Annotated in this window: 16 protein-coding genes; 4 read left to right on the plus strand and 12 right to left on the minus strand. The window is 48.5% G+C overall.

What is annotated here, in order from left to right; genetic code table 11:
• Positions 1 to 89: 89 nt before the first annotated feature.
• On the minus strand, positions 90 to 1,088 hold the full coding sequence (locus ABTV53_RS27495; protein WP_421896738.1) for a glycosyltransferase: 999 nt from the start codon (positions 1,086 to 1,088) through the stop codon (positions 90 to 92).
• A gap of 18 nt (positions 1,089 to 1,106) precedes the next feature.
• Positions 1,107 to 2,078 (minus strand): phosphotransferase family protein, encoded by a 972-nt coding sequence (locus tag ABTV53_RS27500; protein WP_433748626.1) that lies wholly within the window; start codon positions 2,076 to 2,078, stop codon positions 1,107 to 1,109.
• A gap of 172 nt (positions 2,079 to 2,250) precedes the next feature.
• Between ABTV53_RS27500 and ABTV53_RS27505 the strand changes: the two genes are divergently transcribed.
• Positions 2,251 to 2,841, plus strand: a complete 591-nt coding sequence (locus tag ABTV53_RS27505; protein WP_421896732.1) for a TetR/AcrR family transcriptional regulator — start codon at positions 2,251 to 2,253, stop codon at positions 2,839 to 2,841.
• 183 nt (positions 2,842 to 3,024) lie between these two features.
• The gene (locus ABTV53_RS27510) at positions 3,025 to 3,603 is read left to right on the plus strand and encodes an NAD(P)H-dependent oxidoreductase (protein WP_433748629.1); all 579 of its coding nucleotides are present in this window, start codon (positions 3,025 to 3,027) and stop codon (positions 3,601 to 3,603) included.
• 328 nt (positions 3,604 to 3,931) lie between these two features.
• Here ABTV53_RS27510 and nikE read toward each other — a convergent pair whose 3' ends face one another.
• The 10 genes from nikE to ABTV53_RS27560 all read right to left on the minus strand — a co-directional run bounded on the left by nikE (position 3,932) and on the right by ABTV53_RS27560 (position 14,710).
• Positions 3,932 to 4,738 (minus strand): nickel import ATP-binding protein NikE, encoded by an 807-nt coding sequence (gene nikE / locus ABTV53_RS27515; protein ID WP_433748632.1) that lies wholly within the window; start codon positions 4,736 to 4,738, stop codon positions 3,932 to 3,934.
• A 158-nt stretch (positions 4,739 to 4,896) separates the two neighbouring features.
• Positions 4,897 to 5,703, minus strand: a complete 807-nt coding sequence (gene nikD, locus ABTV53_RS27520; RefSeq protein ID WP_433748635.1) for a nickel import ATP-binding protein NikD — start codon at positions 5,701 to 5,703, stop codon at positions 4,897 to 4,899.
• Between the two features lie 8 nt (positions 5,704 to 5,711).
• Complete coding sequence (nikC, locus tag ABTV53_RS27525; RefSeq protein WP_433748637.1) at positions 5,712 to 6,572, minus strand: nickel ABC transporter permease subunit NikC; 861 nt, start codon at positions 6,570 to 6,572, stop codon at positions 5,712 to 5,714.
• Positions 6,569 to 7,513 (minus strand): nickel ABC transporter permease subunit NikB, encoded by a 945-nt coding sequence (gene nikB, locus ABTV53_RS27530; protein ID WP_433748640.1) that lies wholly within the window; start codon positions 7,511 to 7,513, stop codon positions 6,569 to 6,571. Before nikB ends, nikC begins: the two co-directional genes overlap by 4 nt.
• A 76-nt stretch (positions 7,514 to 7,589) precedes the next feature.
• The gene (gene nikA / locus ABTV53_RS27535; RefSeq protein ID WP_433748643.1) at positions 7,590 to 9,218 is read right to left on the minus strand and encodes a nickel ABC transporter substrate-binding protein; all 1,629 of its coding nucleotides are present in this window, start codon (positions 9,216 to 9,218) and stop codon (positions 7,590 to 7,592) included.
• Between the two features lie 263 nt (positions 9,219 to 9,481).
• Positions 9,482 to 10,423, minus strand: coding sequence for a glycoside hydrolase family 113 (locus tag ABTV53_RS27540; protein WP_433754356.1), 942 nt, complete (start codon positions 10,421 to 10,423; stop codon positions 9,482 to 9,484).
• A gap of 5 nt (positions 10,424 to 10,428) precedes the next feature.
• On the minus strand, positions 10,429 to 11,466 hold the full coding sequence (locus ABTV53_RS27545) for a glycoside hydrolase family 130 protein (protein ID WP_433748646.1): 1,038 nt from the start codon (positions 11,464 to 11,466) through the stop codon (positions 10,429 to 10,431).
• A 22-nt stretch (positions 11,467 to 11,488) separates the two neighbouring features.
• Positions 11,489 to 12,322 carry a carbohydrate ABC transporter permease gene (locus ABTV53_RS27550; RefSeq protein ID WP_047840860.1) on the minus strand — a complete coding sequence of 278 codons (834 nt, stop codon included), beginning with the start codon at positions 12,320 to 12,322 and terminating at the stop codon, positions 11,489 to 11,491.
• A 2-nt stretch (positions 12,323 to 12,324) separates the two neighbouring features.
• Positions 12,325 to 13,212, minus strand: a complete 888-nt coding sequence (locus ABTV53_RS27555; RefSeq protein ID WP_433748650.1) for a carbohydrate ABC transporter permease — start codon at positions 13,210 to 13,212, stop codon at positions 12,325 to 12,327.
• Between the two features lie 184 nt (positions 13,213 to 13,396).
• Entirely contained in the window at positions 13,397 to 14,710 is a 1,314-nt protein-coding gene (locus ABTV53_RS27560) for an ABC transporter substrate-binding protein (protein WP_433748653.1), read from the minus strand.
• A 224-nt stretch (positions 14,711 to 14,934) separates the two neighbouring features.
• On the opposite strand from ABTV53_RS27560, the gene ABTV53_RS27565 reads away from it, so the two are divergent.
• The gene (locus ABTV53_RS27565) at positions 14,935 to 16,125 is read left to right on the plus strand and encodes an AGE family epimerase/isomerase (protein ID WP_433748656.1); all 1,191 of its coding nucleotides are present in this window, start codon (positions 14,935 to 14,937) and stop codon (positions 16,123 to 16,125) included.
• Positions 16,122 to 17,306 (plus strand): glycoside hydrolase family 130 protein, encoded by a 1,185-nt coding sequence (locus tag ABTV53_RS27570; protein ID WP_433748658.1) that lies wholly within the window; start codon positions 16,122 to 16,124, stop codon positions 17,304 to 17,306. Before ABTV53_RS27565 ends, ABTV53_RS27570 begins: the two co-directional genes overlap by 4 nt.
• Positions 17,307 to 17,399 lie beyond the last annotated feature (93 nt).

The following is a 17,399-nucleotide window of genomic DNA, read 5'->3' on the forward strand; positions in this document are numbered from 1 at the left end:
CTGAATGTGTAATCGTTGCTCGTCCTACCCTTATTGCTCAAGTTGATCTACCATAACCTCAAGCCGGTTATATCTGCATACATATCGAATCACTTCAACCAATCTGAGAAAAAGTTCCGGTATCCTTCCTTCATCCTCGTGCGCGAAAAGGCACCAAACGCATACTCGCGGTTGTCTTCCGAAACACTGCGCGGCGCAGCCGCAGCCATGTTCACCAGTTCGAACCAATTGTCCTCATTGCCTGCAAAGGCATGCGTGGATCGAATGTGACCGTAGCAGGCATGCTCCGGCTTCACGACCATTTTGCCCATCGCCATCGCTTCGGTCAGCGGCATCGCAAACGTATCAAAGGCCGAACAGTTCCAATACACCTTCGCAGAATTCATCAACGTAAAGATCTCATCCTGTGTGAGCGCAAACTTCAGCTTCACGTTGGCAGGAATGTCATACTTCTTCATGGTTTCCTTATAGCGCACGCCGCCGAATACCATGTACACTTCCTTGTCCGGGTTCTGCCGGGCGTACTCCAAAACTAGATCAGGGCGACGGTTCGCCTCATCCCGACCGATCCAGAGCACCCGATTATGCACGACCTGGCTCGGGTCATAGTGCCGATTCGCCAGCTCTTCGCTAAAGCCAATCGGGATGACGTTCACGTCATGTACACCAAAATTGCGGCCCAGTTCTGTTTTCAAAAACTCGGTCTGCACAATGGCTTTATCCACCATCGTATAAAAAGGCTTCATCATCTCATATCCCGTCAGCGCGGGATCGGGGAAACTGTGCGGGAACAATACACTCTTTGGTAAGAACATCTTCAAAAACGTGAACCCGGATACGGTGTAGATGACATGCTCTATATGTTGGCTATGAATCTGGTCCAGCACGATATCGTAGTTCACCAAGTCACCTTTCTCATGCTCATAACCCGGCAACCAGTCGTATCCGCTGACATGACGTTCCGGCGAGATGAACACAATATCCACCCCCAGCTCCAGACCAATCTGCTTCAGTCGATCCGCAAATACGCGTGGCCCCTGTGCTTCTGTGAATTGAATTTTACGCATAACAAGTCCGACTTTACGCAAGCTTCTCACCCCTCATTTCTATTCCTCACTCATCTGCTTCATACACTGTTCCAGCGTCGCTGTCGTCTCGTGCCATTGGTTACGCAGTTGTTCCTTCGGCCACACACATTCCTCGCTTCTCAGATCACCATCAATCAAACGCAGCATCCAGAGTGAGAATACAATAGCATAGGCGTTGTACCATTCCGCAAAAGAAACCCGTTCAATCTGTACGCCAAGGCTCCCCAGCTTGTCCAGATACACATCTATAACCCGCTCTCGCAAAGCAGGCGTAACCGTTCTGGGAAACAGCGGATGTGAGAGATCCACCAGATGGACTACATCCCACAGCGGTGTATTCAGATGGGCATGCTCCCAGTCCAAGACGACCAGTCTGCCGTCCACTTCCGCCAGATTACCGGGATGCAAGTCTCCATGGCACAGAACGGTAGGAAGTTCTTCCTCAGCTGTGAGGATCAACATGGTAATTTTGTCCCAATCCGATGAAGACAACTGCATATCCAGCCTGGACAATAGATCAATGGTAGATTGTTTATGCATTTGCAACTCATCCAACATCGTGCGAATGGACGGTTTCTGGCCCACGCGAGGCAGCTCGCTCCAATCCGTAACAGACAACGCATGCCACGTTGCCATATGTACCGCTACCCCAAGCATTGTCTCTTCTTGTGAATCATGCATCAGTTGCCCCAGATCCTCGTAGATCATCCAGCTCTGTGCCGGGTCAGTGGTAAGATCCGACGCTGCAATGAGCTGCGGATAAATCGGTGGCAGGCCTGACATTACACGCTCGTACATCCATCGTTCCCGTCCATGCTGTGCAGGATTCGTCAGTGGTTTAAAAATATAACTTCCACCAGTAGGAACAGTGAATCGCTCCACATATCGTCCGTTCATTCCTTGATACAACTGTTCGCGGCTTGTTATATAGTGATCATTCAGCATTCCTTTGGGTGTCACCCAGCTGTATGCATCCATCTTTTCTTTCACGCTATCCACCATCCGTTTCGTTCTTCCTGCGGCTCCGATGTTGATTTCTATTCATCATACGTTGCCTCTCTCAAGCCTGCAAGCTTTGTTCGTAAGCGCTTATTCAGTGTCGCAATTTAACGTTTCAAAATTGCTTGTTGCATTTTGGTTAGTAATCACTTACTATACAATCATGAAGAACAAATCTCATGTGGATAGCAAAAAGAAAGATATCCTACAAGCGGCGATGCGCTTGTTCGCAACCAAAGGCGTTGACGGCATATCCGTCAAAGAGATCGGTGACGCCGCCGGAGTAACCGATGCGGCGATCTACAAACATTTTAAAAACAAAGATGCCGTTGCACTGGAAGCCTTCACCCAATACTGCGTCGACTATACTTCACTGATTGACGGATATGTTCGACAGGAAGGTCCGGTGCTGGAACGCTTCAAGCAACTGGTTACCGAGGTTCTCCATCTGCATGATGAAGATCCCTACGGGCTGCTGCTGATTTCACAGAATCATGAAATATTTATTGAAGCTGGAAGCAGCGAGGATTACCGTCAGCCATTGGATGCGTTAATGGATCTGATCGATCAGGGAATCTTGCGGGGTGAACTGCCTCAGCAGGATTCACGGCTCACAGGCGTTCTGGTGATCGGTGCAATTACACGCATGGCGGTCTCCAGTATGCAAGGTGAACTGCCGGAGCTGTTGGTACCTTACACTGGGGAGACGGTTCACCGACTTGCATCGATGTTGGGAAACGTACCTCAGGAGTAACAATGGAGATGGGAAGCCATTCGCCCACGCAAATTCCAAAAAAGGTTCAGAGTTGCACGTTATAAAAAGAGAATCGTCAACATACCATCAATACGAATGGATTACCAGGTCACACGTGACCTTTTCTTTTTGCACATGAGGTTAGTGTTCATTAACTAAAATAGTCAGGAAGTGTCATCTCCAATGAAGAAAATATTAATTATTCAAGGCAACCCCGTTTCCCCAAGTTATAACGGCGCAATCGCCGAGGCTTACCGTAAAGGTGCGGTTCAAGCCGGCGCCGACGTTCGCATGATCACCCTGAACGAACTGACGTTCAACATGAATCTGGAGGGAGGATATCGCAATAAACTTCCACTCGAACCGGATTTGCTGCAAGCCCAAGAATTGATTAAGTGGGCTGAGCATCTCGTATGGGTGTTCCCAATCTGGTGGGGAGGACCACCAGCCCTGCTGAAAGGTTTTGTTGACCGAATCTTCATGCCAGGTTACGCCTTCAAGTATCAAAAAGGAAAACCTTTCCCGGATCAACTGCTCAAAGGCCGCACCGCTCGCATGATCACCACGATGGATGGTCCGAGTTGGTACTTCAAATGGTTCCAGGGTGAGCCCGCACATAAAATGATGAAAATCTCCACATTTGCACTCACCGGCATCAAACCTGTTCGGATAACAACTGTAGATCAAGTAGGTAAGAAGTCAGATGAACAGAGAAAGAATTGGTTGGATAAGATTGAACAGCTTGGGCGGAAGATGGGGTAAAAGATTTCTGCAAGAAGCCTTCATCGGAAGTAAATGCTTCTCTCCAGATGTTCACCTTGTAAGTTAAATCAAAGATCTGGGGATATGCGTAATTCAGAGGTAGTCCTGTTTTTCGCGAAGCGCAATTGTAATTTTAGTTTAATTTATATCAGAAAGCAGAAAATGTGCCTAATCCCAGTTACAAAAAAAGGGCTGTCCCCTACGTCTTGTTCAAGATGTAGGGGACAGCCCTTTTAGCATTCATTATGGTCTAACGAATCGTAGAAGTCTTATTTCCTCAATCTGTACATCATTTGGCAGTTTTCCACTGGTTTGCACCGGAATAACTTCACTGAGGTTTAAACGAAATACGACCCGATGGATGCTCAGGCAAAATAGCTGTAACCAACTGCCGCACAGCTGGATGATCCGACTCCATGACCGCTTCCCCCGCATCTCCGCTATAGACCAGCCTTCCCTGATCCATTACCGCAATGCGGTCACAGATGGTCATGGCGGCCCGAATATCATGCGTGATAAAAAGGTACGACAACCCGTAGGACGCTCTTAGCTCTGCCAGTAAGGACAGGATTTGCGTCTGGTGCACCATATCCAGGCTGCTGATCGATTCGTCCAGTACGATTAACTTGGGCTTGAGCGCAATGGCTCGTGCGATGTTAACTCGCTGTAATTGCCCACCGCTGAACTGGTGCGGAAGCTTGCTCCCATCCTCAGGTGTAAGCCCAACCTGCTCAAGCAGTTGTCCGACCACACGAAGTTGTTCTTTTGCCGAAAATCGCTCGTAATTATCCAGTGGCTCACCGATGATCTGCGCAGCAGTCATAAGCGGATTCACAGCCGAGTAACAGTCTTGAAACACGACCTGCAGATCACGTCGTAATCCCTTGAGCACGGATTTGCTGGAGCGGTAGATATCCTGTCCTTGAAATAAAACCTGACCCTGGCTGGGCTTCTCCAGACCAAGTATGATTTTACCCAAGGTACTTTTACCTGCCCCGCTCGTGCCCAGCAGTCCCAGACATACACCCTTTTCAATCGTAAGTGAAATGTCTGCCAGCACAGGAGGACGTGCTCCCGAACGATCCAGCCAATTACGTTTGCCATAGCTATGGCTTACTTCACGTACCTGAAGCATCAGGTCATCCTCCTCTCTTGTACTTGGCAGAAGTAATCTCCGAAGAAGAAATTACACATCACCATGTCCATTCCACCCCTACGCCTACCCACTCAAAATACAATTCATAACGGCTCTACACATACATTCACTGAACGATTCATCTCATCTGTCATTCGCTATCGTCCCAAAGACATACCAGGTCTGGCATTTAACAACATCCGGGTATACTCATGCTGCGGGTGATCGAACAGTTGGTACACATCTGCCTGCTCCACAATTCGTCCCTTCTGCATGACTGCGACTTCATCCGCCATTTGTGAGATCACGCCCAGATCATGCGAGATGAGCAAGATGGATGTGCCATATTCCGTACGTAGCCGATCCAATTCCTGAAGCACCTTCAACTGATTCACAACATCCAGCGCCGTTGTTGGTTCATCAGCAATCACCAGGGCTGGTCGCAGGCACATCGATATGGCGATCATCACCCGCTGCAACATACCGCCACTCAGTTGAAATGGATATCGCTTCATCAGCTTGGCCGGTTCGGGTAAATTCATATCTGCCAAGGCAGCAATGGCCAGCTCTCTTGCCGCTGCTTTGGACATTCCCGTATGCGTACGCAAAGTTTCAATAAATTGAGACCCAATCGTGTATACGGGTGTAAAAGCATTCATCGGATTCTGCATAATAAATCCGATGTCCTTGCCACGGATGCGCCGCATCTCCTCGCCTGACAACGAACCCAGCTCGCGTCCATTCAGACGGATACTGCCTGATACCTCCATCCTGCGCGGATCAAGTAGATGGAGCAGTGCGTTACATGTAACAGTCTTGCCGCTGCCGCTCTCGCCGACCAGACCGAAGACACGACCTTTTTTCAATTCAAAATCAATGGGTTCCAGTAACGGGACTGAACCCTCTGCTGTTCTAAGATTCACTTGCAGACCACGAACTTCGAGTACCTTCGCTGCATCATCCATCGTTACGTTCACCCCTTATATGCCTTCGATTCCGAACCACTACCTTTTGCAATGCCATAACGCTCGGATAACGCTTCTCCCAAGATGTTGAACGTAATGACGACCAGCAGAATCAATGTACCCGGGTAGATCATCAGCTCTGGATGACTGCGAATGTAACCCGTTCCTTCATGGATCATGGCGCCCCACTCTGCATTGGGTGGTTGAATACCGAGTCCCAGGAAGGACAACGCGGATATATCCATAATCGCCCAACCCATCTCCAAAGTGCCCATGACAACGATCGGACGCTGTACGTTGGGGATGATATGTTTGCGAATAATCGTCCACGAAGAAGAGCCGCTAATCCGCGCCGCCGCGATGAAGTTCCGTTCCTTCAGACTTACGACCATATTCCGGCAGATGCGTGCATAATGCACCCACTGTACCATCATGAGGGCTAGGAGCACCTGCATCAGACCTGGACCAAAAATCCCCACAATACCGAGCACCAGCACCAGATTCGGAAACGCCATAATGCCTTCGCACAAACGCATCAACAGACTGTCCACCCAGCCACCAAGATAACCGGAGATCGAACCCACAATGACGCCAATGAGCAATGAAGACAGAAAGATCAGGGTAGCAAATCCAAGTGACACCCGCGCGCCGTACATCAGCCTAGTGAGATTGTCGCGTCCCAGATGATCCGTTCCCAGCCAATGCTCAAGCGAGGGGCTCGCCAGCTTCTGCAACAGATTCACCTTCACAGGGTCATGAGGAGCAATCCATGGAGCTAGTAACGCGATCACGAAGAAAAGCAATATGATCACCGAGCAGATCTGGATGGCTCTCTGTCCTTTAAATACCGCACGCCATTTGTTTATCAATGTTCTGCCCGTCCTTTCGCTGAAATCCGTGGATCCATATAGAGCTGCACCAGATCAACGAGCAGATTGCATACGATGAACAGGCATGCCGCGAGGAAGACATAACATTGAATCACGGGAATATCCCGGTTAAATATTGCATCAACAAAGTATCGTCCGAACCCAGGCCAGGAAAACACCTGCTCCACAATAATGGTGCCTGTGAGCAGCTTGCCCATACTCATCCCCATCCCCGTAATGAGGGGCGATATGGCGATCTTCAGGACATGCTTGAGCATGATGACTCGTTCACGGATTCCGCGTGTTCTTGCGTACTGTACATAGGTCTCCTGTAATTGCTCCAGTACACTGGAACGCAATAATCGGGTATAGATCGCAATAAGAATCAGGGAGAGTGTAATCGTAGGCAGAACCAGATTCTCCCACGATCCACGCCCCTCCACAGGGAGCCAGTCCAATTTCACTGAGAAAAAGAAGATCAGCAGATAACCAAGCCAGAATTGCGGAATAGATGCTCCAAAATAGGAAATTGCACGGCTGACCATGTCAATCCAGCTATTCTTATATACAGCCGCCAGTATTCCCAAAGGAATACTCACCAGGACCGATAACAATATACTCCATAAGGCCAGTTCGGCCGTAGCCGGAAGCCTTAATTTCACTTCATCCCATACGGGTTTATTGGTGAGATACGAAGTGCCGAAGTCGAGCTTGGCAATCTTCTGAATCGTATGCGCATATTGGGTTAACAAGGGTTGATCCAGACCGAATTCATGCCGCTTTTGCGCAAGCAGCTCCGGTGTTGGATAGATATGAGCTGCTGTCAGATAAGCCTCTGCCGGATCAACCGGTGAGATATGAATAAGCGCAAAGGTCACAAGTGTAGCGATAAAAACGATAGGAATGATCGCGATCATTCGTTTACCAATATAACCGATCACCAAACGTTCCTCCCTTTTATCAAGCTACATGGCCTTACCAGGGCCTTATTACTTTCGAAATTAAAGTCTTTACTACTTATTGGTTGCCCAATTCAATGCCTACAAACGGATTTTCATCACGATTCGCCGGGAAAATAAAGTTGGAAATTTTCTTCTGATATACAGCCGTTTTCTTGATATAAGAGATCGGTACAATCGCCGATTGCTCCTGAAGTGTCTTCAGGATAGAGCCATATAACTCCTGGCGTTTTGTCTCGTCTGTAGATGACAGGGCTGCATGCACCTGATCATCCAGTTCCTTTTTCATCGGCAACGCACTCAGGGTTTCAGAAATCCCGAATCCAGGGCTCGCCACAACGTTAATGAAGGAATGTGGATCATACGGAGCACCGTAGTTATACCAGAAATACAGGTCGAAATCATTGGCTTTCAAACGTTTGATCTGTACCGTCAGTTCCAGTCCAGTGAGGTTCACTTTAACCCCAAGCTCGCTCCATTCCGCCTGAATGGTCTCCGCCATCGCTTTTTGAATCGGGTCCGTTTTATCAAAAATCATCTCAAAATCAAGCTGCTGCCCGTCTTTCTCACGAACCGTGCCACCAGCCGGCAGATTCCAGCCCGCTTCATCCAGTAATGCTTTGGATTTCTCCACGTCATACGTGATCGGTTCCAGGTCAACATTGGTGTACGGATAGTTTTTGGACAATACGGTATCGGCTGGTTCCTCCAAACCGGAAGTAACCCCCTCAACCATCGCCTGTTTGTTAAACCCTTGCTGTAGCGCCATCCGTACCCTGACATCGGACAGCTTTGGATTGGAAGAGTTCAGCAGCAAGCTGCGAGTACCCACCGGATCAGACAATTGGGTCACATATTCATCGTTGTCACGCAGCTGTTGGAATGCATCCAGACTGATTACACCTTCACCGTAGATCAGGTCGAGATCGCCTTTTTCAAAAGCAAGTACACGGGTTTCACCGTCAGGAATAATTTTGACCGTAATTTGGTCCACCTTCGGTGCTGTTCCCCAATAGTTAGGGTTGCGTTTGAAAACAGCATATTCGTCCTGCTTGTAATCAGCCAGCATCCACGGGCCTGTTCCAACCGGCTCTTTGATGCCTTGGGAGGTGTCTCCGTCATCCGGGAATCCGGCTTCACCCAGGAAGCGGAAAGGACGAACCACCGACAAATCCTGAAGAACCGGATAATACGGCTCTGTAAGTGTCAGTCGGAAAGTCTGGTCGTCCACAACCTCCGTCTTGTCGAGCACACCTACAATGCCCAGCCAGCTATGTGTATCTTTATTTTTCATAACAGCATCAAAATTCTTTTTCACAATCTCGGCATTAAATGGCGTACCATCTGAGAATTTCACACCTTGGCGAAGCTTGAATGTATATACTTTGCCGTCATCGGAGATCGTCCATGATTCTGCCAGGGCAGGTTCCAGTTTTCCGTCCTTCTGGTAACTGATCAGCGGCTCATAGAGCATGGATTGGGCAAATAATTGCGAAGGATTGTACGTATGCGGATTCATTGTACCGATATCACGTGGCCATGACATCGTAATCGACTTAGTAGATGTTTGATCCGAAGCAGCAGATGAGGATTCATCTCCTGTATTGCTGCAGCCCACAATAACCAATAACAACAAGAGCATAGTTGCCAGTGTAATAGCCGAAGATTTGCGATGTTGTACAGACATGGATGTTGAACCCCTTTTCTCTATTTCATGATAATGATTCTCATATTCATCCATTAAGAATAGGCAGGAGACCTCCTTTTGTCAATATAATTCGACATTGTATGCATCACTACTAAATATGCCAAAAAAGCCCTTCCTGTAGGAGGAAGAGCCTCTCGACCTGAATATGAATCGCAACTGCAAAAATAAGTTCCACAATAATCTGCTATTCCTTGTTCACAGCATGGAAATCACGAAAATACATATGCCTTCTTATTTCTCATTTAAACTTCTACAGCGACGCTCTCATAGAACCGACGAATCACCTTCTCCGCTGGCTTACCATACACCCCGTATCCGTCGTCAATCAGCGCATCCTTCTCAGCGTGTAGATGTGCACTCCAGTCCCACAGACCGAATCCGCGTACCCATTTACGCTGACTGACATGCCCGAACATGGCCAAATAGAAACGCTCTTGTTCCTCAGCACTCACTTCGCCTTCCAGTCCCCAGTCATTCGGTACCTGAGCTGACCCGCTGCGGCTAGGACAACCAGCTTCTGCGAAGAAAAAGGGTTTGCCATAAGGAGCAATTGCCTGCTCGATTCGATCCAGCTGTGCCTCCCAATCTCCCATCGGATAGTAACCACTGGAAGAGATCACGTCCACAGCATCCCACCATTTCACATGATCTTCCTGGTATTTGTCCGTGTTGTATGACACCAGTCCAGTGTACACTTCACGCACACCAGCGATCACCTCGCGCCACTCCTGATCCCGACGCTCGGATTGCACCATCTCACAGCCTAGGATGAACATTTCACACTTTTCCTGCTCTGCAATTGCTGCATAATGCTTCTGAAATGCCGTGTAGCTGCGGAACCAATCCTTCCACTTCGGCTCACAAGGCACATCGATATCAAAAAAGTTAATGTGTGCTCGCCATGTGCCGTCGGTGCAGTTGACGGTTGGTTTCAGAATGACACGCAGCCCGAGTGCCCGGGCGTAACGAATCATGTCGACCAGTTCGTCATCCTCGACCAGATGTTCACCCCGATACTTGACCTCTACCGCCTGCGGATGGTCCTGATGTGCAGCCAGTGCAAAAATAACATGTGAACTGCCTGTGCGTTCAGCCATCAGGCGCAAGGACTCCTTCGCATCCGGCTTGCGGAAGTCTCCCCTGCCACTCATCCAACCAAATGTAAATCCCTTGATGTACTCCATGTGCATTACAGCTTGCCTTCCTCGTGATCTCCTGCAATGACTTCGTCCGTCTCGATCACATAGTTTACGATCTCTTCGACGGTCGTGTAAGCCACGCCCACATACGTGTCGGCAGCGCCGTAATAGATGGCGATATGCCCAGTTTCTGCATCATGCAACGTTGCGCATGGGAAGATAACGTTATCAACGAAGCCTTGCTCCTCGTACCATTTTTCCGGTGTCAGCACAAAGTTGGAGGAACGATATTTTACTTTGGAGGGTTCATCTAGATCCAGAATGACCGCACCCATGCTATATACCAAACCGTTACAGGTTCCAGTGACGCCGTGGTAGAACATTAGCCAGCCTTCGGACGTTTCGATTGGAGCGGGCCCGCCGCCAATTTTGACCGATTGCCACCAGCCCTGACCTCCTTTGCTCATTACATGACGGTGCTTGCCCCAATACACGAGATCCGGGCTTTCACTCAGGAAAATGTCTCCGAATGGGGTATGTCCACTGTCGCTCGGTCTGGACAACATCACATAGTTATCGTTGATTTTACGCGGGAACAATACGCCATTACGGTTGAACGGCAGCATTGGATTTTCGAGACGGACAAATGTTTTGAAGTCTTCTGTTTTGGCCAGGCCCAGTGCTGCGCCATAGAAGTCTGTACACCAGATGATGTAATACGTGTTTTCGACTTTGACCAAACGTGGATCGTACGCATAGTTCGGCATAAACGGATCGCCATTTTCATCCACAAATGCAATGCGCTCTTCTTCAATTGTCCACTCCAGACCATCTTCGCTTGCACCCATGTGAAGGTGTGGACGGCCATTAACGGTTTCGGCGCGGAATACACCAATGAATTTTCCTTCATACGGTATAACAGCACTGTTGAAAATACGGGCAACACCCTTGACCGGGTTACGCGGAACCACCGGATTCGCCGAGTGTCTCCATACCGGGCCTTCCGTTCCCTCCGGTTTGGCTTCCCATGGCATATTCGGCAAAGCATCCCCAACAATGTGTACGTTTGTCGTTTCGGCAACTGACATTTTTCATTTCTCCCTTCGGATTTTATTTAACTGAACCTTGCGCGAAGCCATTGTAGATGTACTTCTGTAACAACAAAAAGATGATCATGGTTGGAATAATGGCAATCATGATGCCGGCGCTGATGACTTCCCACTGCGATCCAAAAGGTCCCTTGAATTTGAACAAGGCGGTGGATATGACCTGTAGATCGGTCTTTGGCATGTACAAGAACGGTGTGTAGAAGTCGTTATAGATGTTCACACCCTTCACGATAATGACCGTTACAATGGCCGGTTTCAGCAATGGCAGAATGATTTTCCAGTAGATCGTGAAGTACGACGCGCCGTCCAGCATGGCGGATTCATCCAATGCACTGGAGATGGAGCCAAGGAACTGCAGGAAGATATAAACCGCGATGATATCTGTACCCAGGTACATCACGATGGCTGCCCAGCGTGTGTTGAACAGGTCGAGCGCGTTGATGATCTGGAATGTGGCGACCTGTGTCGTAACACTTGGAATCAGGGTAGCGAGCAGGAATGCCGCGACCATGATTTTCTTGCCTTTGAATTTGAAACGATCCAGCACATACGCGATCATGGAACCGGTTAAGGTTGCACCAATAATGGAGATGATCAGGATAATAATCGTATTTTTGAAACCGACCAGCATGTTGCCATCCACAAAGGCCTTCGTATAATTCGCAAAGTTCAGCCAGTTGGCGGGTGGGGCAAGCGGACTGCTGGTAGCGTATTCCGCATTGGTTTTGAGAGAGGCAAACAGGATAACCACAATGGGTAACAGCGCGATAAACGCCGCAAGCACCAGGGAAGCATATTTCACCACGCTCGCAAGGGTGTATTTCAATTGTGTCATGTTTATTCCTCCCCTTTCATGGTGACGCGCTGAACGAGCGTAACGAGAATAACGATCAAGAGCAGCACCACAGCCATGGCGGATGCCAGTCCCAGCTTGCCATATTTAAACGCCAAATGAACCGTCTGGATTACAAATGTCATACTGCCGTTGGAACCATCGGTCATGATATATGGAATATCGAACGCACTAATTGCGCCGCTAATCGCCAAGATCAGGTTGAGCTGCAGAATGCGCGTAATACTCGGCAGAATGATATGGCGGAATTGCTGCCAGCGATTGGCACCGTCAATATCCGATGCTTCATACACATCCTTCGGAATGGAAGAGATCGCACCCAGGAAAATGATAAAGTTGAAGCCCATGTACCTCCATACCGATGCGCCTGCAAGCGACACATTGATAATATTCGGATTACCGAGCCAGAGCTGCGTATATTGCCCAAGACCTACAGCATGAATGAGCATATCAAGTGTGCCGTCCGGTTTGAAGAAAAAGAGGAAGATAAAACCGATGGCTACACCATTCAGCAAATAAGGGAAAAACAATATGCCTTTGAAAAAGTTTTTGCCCCGGACTTTGAAACTCAGAATGGTGGCAAAGTAGAGTGCCAACCCCATCTGCACAAACGTAGCCACGAAGTAGTACAAGCTGACAATAAATACTTTGAAGTATTCGGGATCACTAAAAATGCGCGTGTAGTTCTCAAACCCAACATAATCGAACCTTTTACTATATCCGTTCCAATCGGTGAAACTGTATTTGAACATGTTGATGACAGGTAAGTATGCAAACGTGAACAGCAACACCAGCGGAATAATTGAGAAGGCACAGATGATAAATATGCGTTGCGCTGAGTAGCCCCAATTCGAAAGTTTTAAGTACTTCATGCTCTCCACACCTCCAAGCGGTTCCCCCGCCTATATATCGAAAGACTCCCGTCCAGGAAAATTCGGTAGAACAACTGCCGGGGAAGGCATTCGGCATCATACTTTTGAAACCCCATGCCCCCAACATGGATTTCTCCATGCTCCCGCAGTCCATTCATCACCTGATCCATTTACGTTAATCCAATTATTTCGTGAGTTCTGCTCGTGCTTTTACCCACTTATCGTTCAGATCTTTCATGATGTCGTCATACGATTCCTTGCGGTTCCCAATACCTGCCTCGATAATGCGTTTCTTGAAGTCAGGCTGCCAGAGGCCAATTTCACCTTCGTTATCGATCTTGTCGACCAGACCTTCCTGACCTTCTTTGGCAGGCGTGAGTGTGGAGAATTTAACGTCTTTATATTGATCCAAAATCGGTGGCAATTCCGCGTTTTTGTCTGCATCCATACCGCCGCCTTGTTCAACTGCGTAGTTCGATTTCGCCAGGAACCAGTCAATCCAGGCTTTGGCAGCAGGTTTGTTCTCGCTGTTCACGTTCATGCCGATGTTATAGTCAGCGGAAAGTGGTACCACAACCTCGCTTGCATTCGTAGGAAAAGGAAGGAATCCAATGTCGTCAGGTGTATCTGTCATGTCCTGGATCTGTGTGATCGCCCAAGAACCAAGTGCCATTGTAGCAATTTTGCCTTTGGCCAGATCCGCTTTGGAGCTTTCCCAGTCGGTGGTTGTTGGGTCTTTCTCAATCAGACCATTCTTGGCTGCATCATAGAGCACTTTGTACAGTTCATAGTGCGGCTGACCCGGCACAAAGTTATCATCTGTGTTTGGTTGGTCCACATTAACGTAATCCACACTACCTGCAACGGTTGGCAGATCCGCTTCCCATTGGGTTAATGCCCAACCGGATGCGTAGTTGGTATAGAGCGGAACGGCATCCGTATTGTCTTTGATCAACTGAAGCGCCGCCTGGAATTGCTCCGGTGTTTTCGGAACTTCCATAATGCCTGCGTCTTTGAAGACCTGTTTGTTATAGATAATTCCGGAGAATGTGATGACGGTAGGAATACCATACACTTGACCATCCACCATGCGTTCCTCAATGGCGGTGTATTTGTCTTTCAGTTCATCGTACGTGCCAAGCGGCTCGAAAAAGTCCGGGATATCCGTGATCGGAACACTGGTGGGGATCATCAGTACGTCACCATAATCCTTGGTGCTCATACGGATCTTCACTTGTCCTTCATAGTCGGCCAGTGCCTGGAAGTTTACTTTGACATCCGGGTATTCCTTATTGAACTCCGCCGCGTAGTCTTTGAACACGGTATCCACAATATCTGTCCGTTGCGTCAGAACAGTGATTTCACCTTTGATATCTGCCGGATCTGTGCTGATCTCCTCTCCTGCCTGCGAAGATCCACCTCCGGATGAACATGCAGCAAGTAGTGAAGTGATGAGCAGCATCGTCAGCAACATCATCCAACCTTTGTTTTTTCTCAATTGTTTCGACCCCTCTCTTAAGTTAATTAAGTTATCGTTAAGGTTACAAAATGAATTCTATTATGGTAACGCTTACCTGTCAATTCATTTATTTATAACCTAACAAGAAAAATTGCGATGTATTTCGTTGACATCTGTTTTTCAGAGCACTAATATTGTTTAGTAAAGTTACCGATAACTTAATTTAATTAGATTGATGCACTATTTTGAAGGAGCGCTCACTTATGAATACAACAACATCCCAACTCCAATCTGAAATTAAGGCGCATTGGGAGAAGCGGATTTTACCCTTCTGGTCCAACCTCATGGATACAACCCACGGTGGGTTCTACGGCTGGGTGGGCAATGATCTTCAGGTGAATCCACAGGCACCCAAAGGCGGGATCGCCACGGCACGGCAACTCTGGTCTTTTGCAGCAGCGTATCGGGTTACCGGAAACGAAAGATGGCGCGATCACGCGGAGCACGCCTATCGTTTTCTCGCAGATCATGTGATGGATACCGAATATGGCGGTATGTACTGGATGGTAGATTACAGAGGTGAAGCGCTGGACACGAGCAAACATGTGTATACGCAATCATTTGGCGTGTATTCACTCAGTGAGTACTATCGCGCGACCGGAGATGCTTCTGCATTGGAACTTGCGAAAACGCTTTTTGCTCTCATTGAGGACAAAGGTCTGAATGCCACGCTACCTGCATATAAGGAACAATTTGATCGCACATGGAAGGAACAACCCAATGAAATGCTGAGCGAAAACGGGGTAATTGCGGATTACACCATGAATACGCATATCCATGTATTAGAGGCCTACACCACGCTTTATCGCGTGTGGCCAGATCAACAAGTGAAGACGGCGCTGGAACGCCTGCTCGGCATTCTATATGAACGGGTGTATGACCAAGACACCATGTTTCTCGGGGTATTTTTCAACAAACAATGGGAATCCATCATTGACCTGCGCTCGTTCGGACATGACATTGAAGCCAGCTGGCTGATTGACGAAGCACTGAAAGTTCTGGGGATGGAACAACATCCGAAGTATGCGGCGATGGTAACCGATATTGCGTATAACATCTCCAATATGGCCGTGAATGCCGATGGTTCCCTGCTCAATGAACAAGAAGGTGAACATATCGATGAGAAGCGAATTTGGTGGGTTCAGGCGGAGGCAATGGTTGGCTTCTATAACGCATATCAGCGCACAGGTGATCCACTGTTTCTGGAGAGAGTGAAACGCCTGTGGACCTACACAAAAGAAAACATCATTGACCAGCGCGCTGGCGGAGAATGGTACTGGTCGGTTGACGGGAACGGCACACCGGATCAGAGAGAAATTGCCGGACCGTGGAAATGCCCGTATCACAATAGCAGATTCTGTATTGAACTAATCGAGAGGATGGGATCAGAATGATACACCCGAAATACAAGGAGTTACTAGAGAAACAGGAGCAGTTGCTTACCCGCCCCAATAAGATCAATTCTTCCTTCTACAATGGCGTGTATGAACGGTATCAATATCCGGTAATCACTCGCCATCATGTGCCGCTGCATTGGAGATTCGATCTGGATGAGACAACCAACCCGCATTTTATGGAACGCCTGGGCATTAACGCAACGTTGAATCCGGGAGCCATCTATTTTAATGGCAAATACATCATGGTCATTCGTACGGAAGGATTGGATCGTAAATCGATCTTTGCGCTTGCGGAGAGTGACAATGGAATTGACGGGTTCCGTTTCACGGGTAAACCATTGGTCTGGGATGATATCGATGCGGATGAAACCAATCAGTATGACATGCGGCTCGTTCAACATGAAGACGGCTGGATCTATGGCATCTATTGCTCGGAACGCAAAGACCCGGAGGCTCCGGCATTTGATACATCCAGCGCAGTGGCACAGGCAGGACTGGTTCGGACACGAGATCTCACAAGCTGGGAACGGTTGCCCAACATCACAACGAATTCCCCTCAACAGCGCAATGTCGTATTACACCCGGAATTCGTGGATGGAAAGTATGCCTTCTACACCCGTCCACAGGACGGATTCATCTCGACTGGCAGCGGCGGCGGTATCGCCTTTGGTCTGTGTGAGGATATCTTGAACCCGGTCATTCATGAAGAGACAGTTATTGATGAACGGCAATATCATACGGTTTACGAAGTCAAAAACGGCCAAGGCCCTGCTCCGCTCAAGACGGATCGTGGCTGGATTCACATTGCTCACGGGGTTCGGAACACCGCAGCAGGACTGCGTTATGTGTTATACACTTTCGCAACGGATCTGAATGATCCCGCGCGCGTAATTGCCAAGCCGGGCGGCCACTTCATTGCCCCTTATGACGACGAGCGTGTAGGCGATGTGTCCAATGTTATTTTCTGCAACGGTGCTGTGGTCAATGAGAAGGAAGAAGTCTTTATCTATTACGCATCCAGTGATACCCGCTGTCATGTGGCAACAACCACCCTGGAGAAACTGGTCGATTATACGTTTAATACACCGTCCGATCCGTATCGTTCCCTGGACTGTGCCAGCCAGCGGGGTCAGCTGATTGAACAGAATGAGAAGCTTCTCCAGAAACAATTAACGTAACATCGGTAGAGCGTTCTCCCAGGGAAACCTGCAATGTGCTGAAAATTAGCCAAACAACAGCCCGAATGCCTTTATTCCAAGTGGGTAACGATG

The organism is Paenibacillus amylolyticus (assembly GCF_050990605.1).
Lineage (GTDB): Bacteria > Bacillota > Bacilli > Paenibacillales > Paenibacillaceae > Paenibacillus > Paenibacillus amylolyticus_H.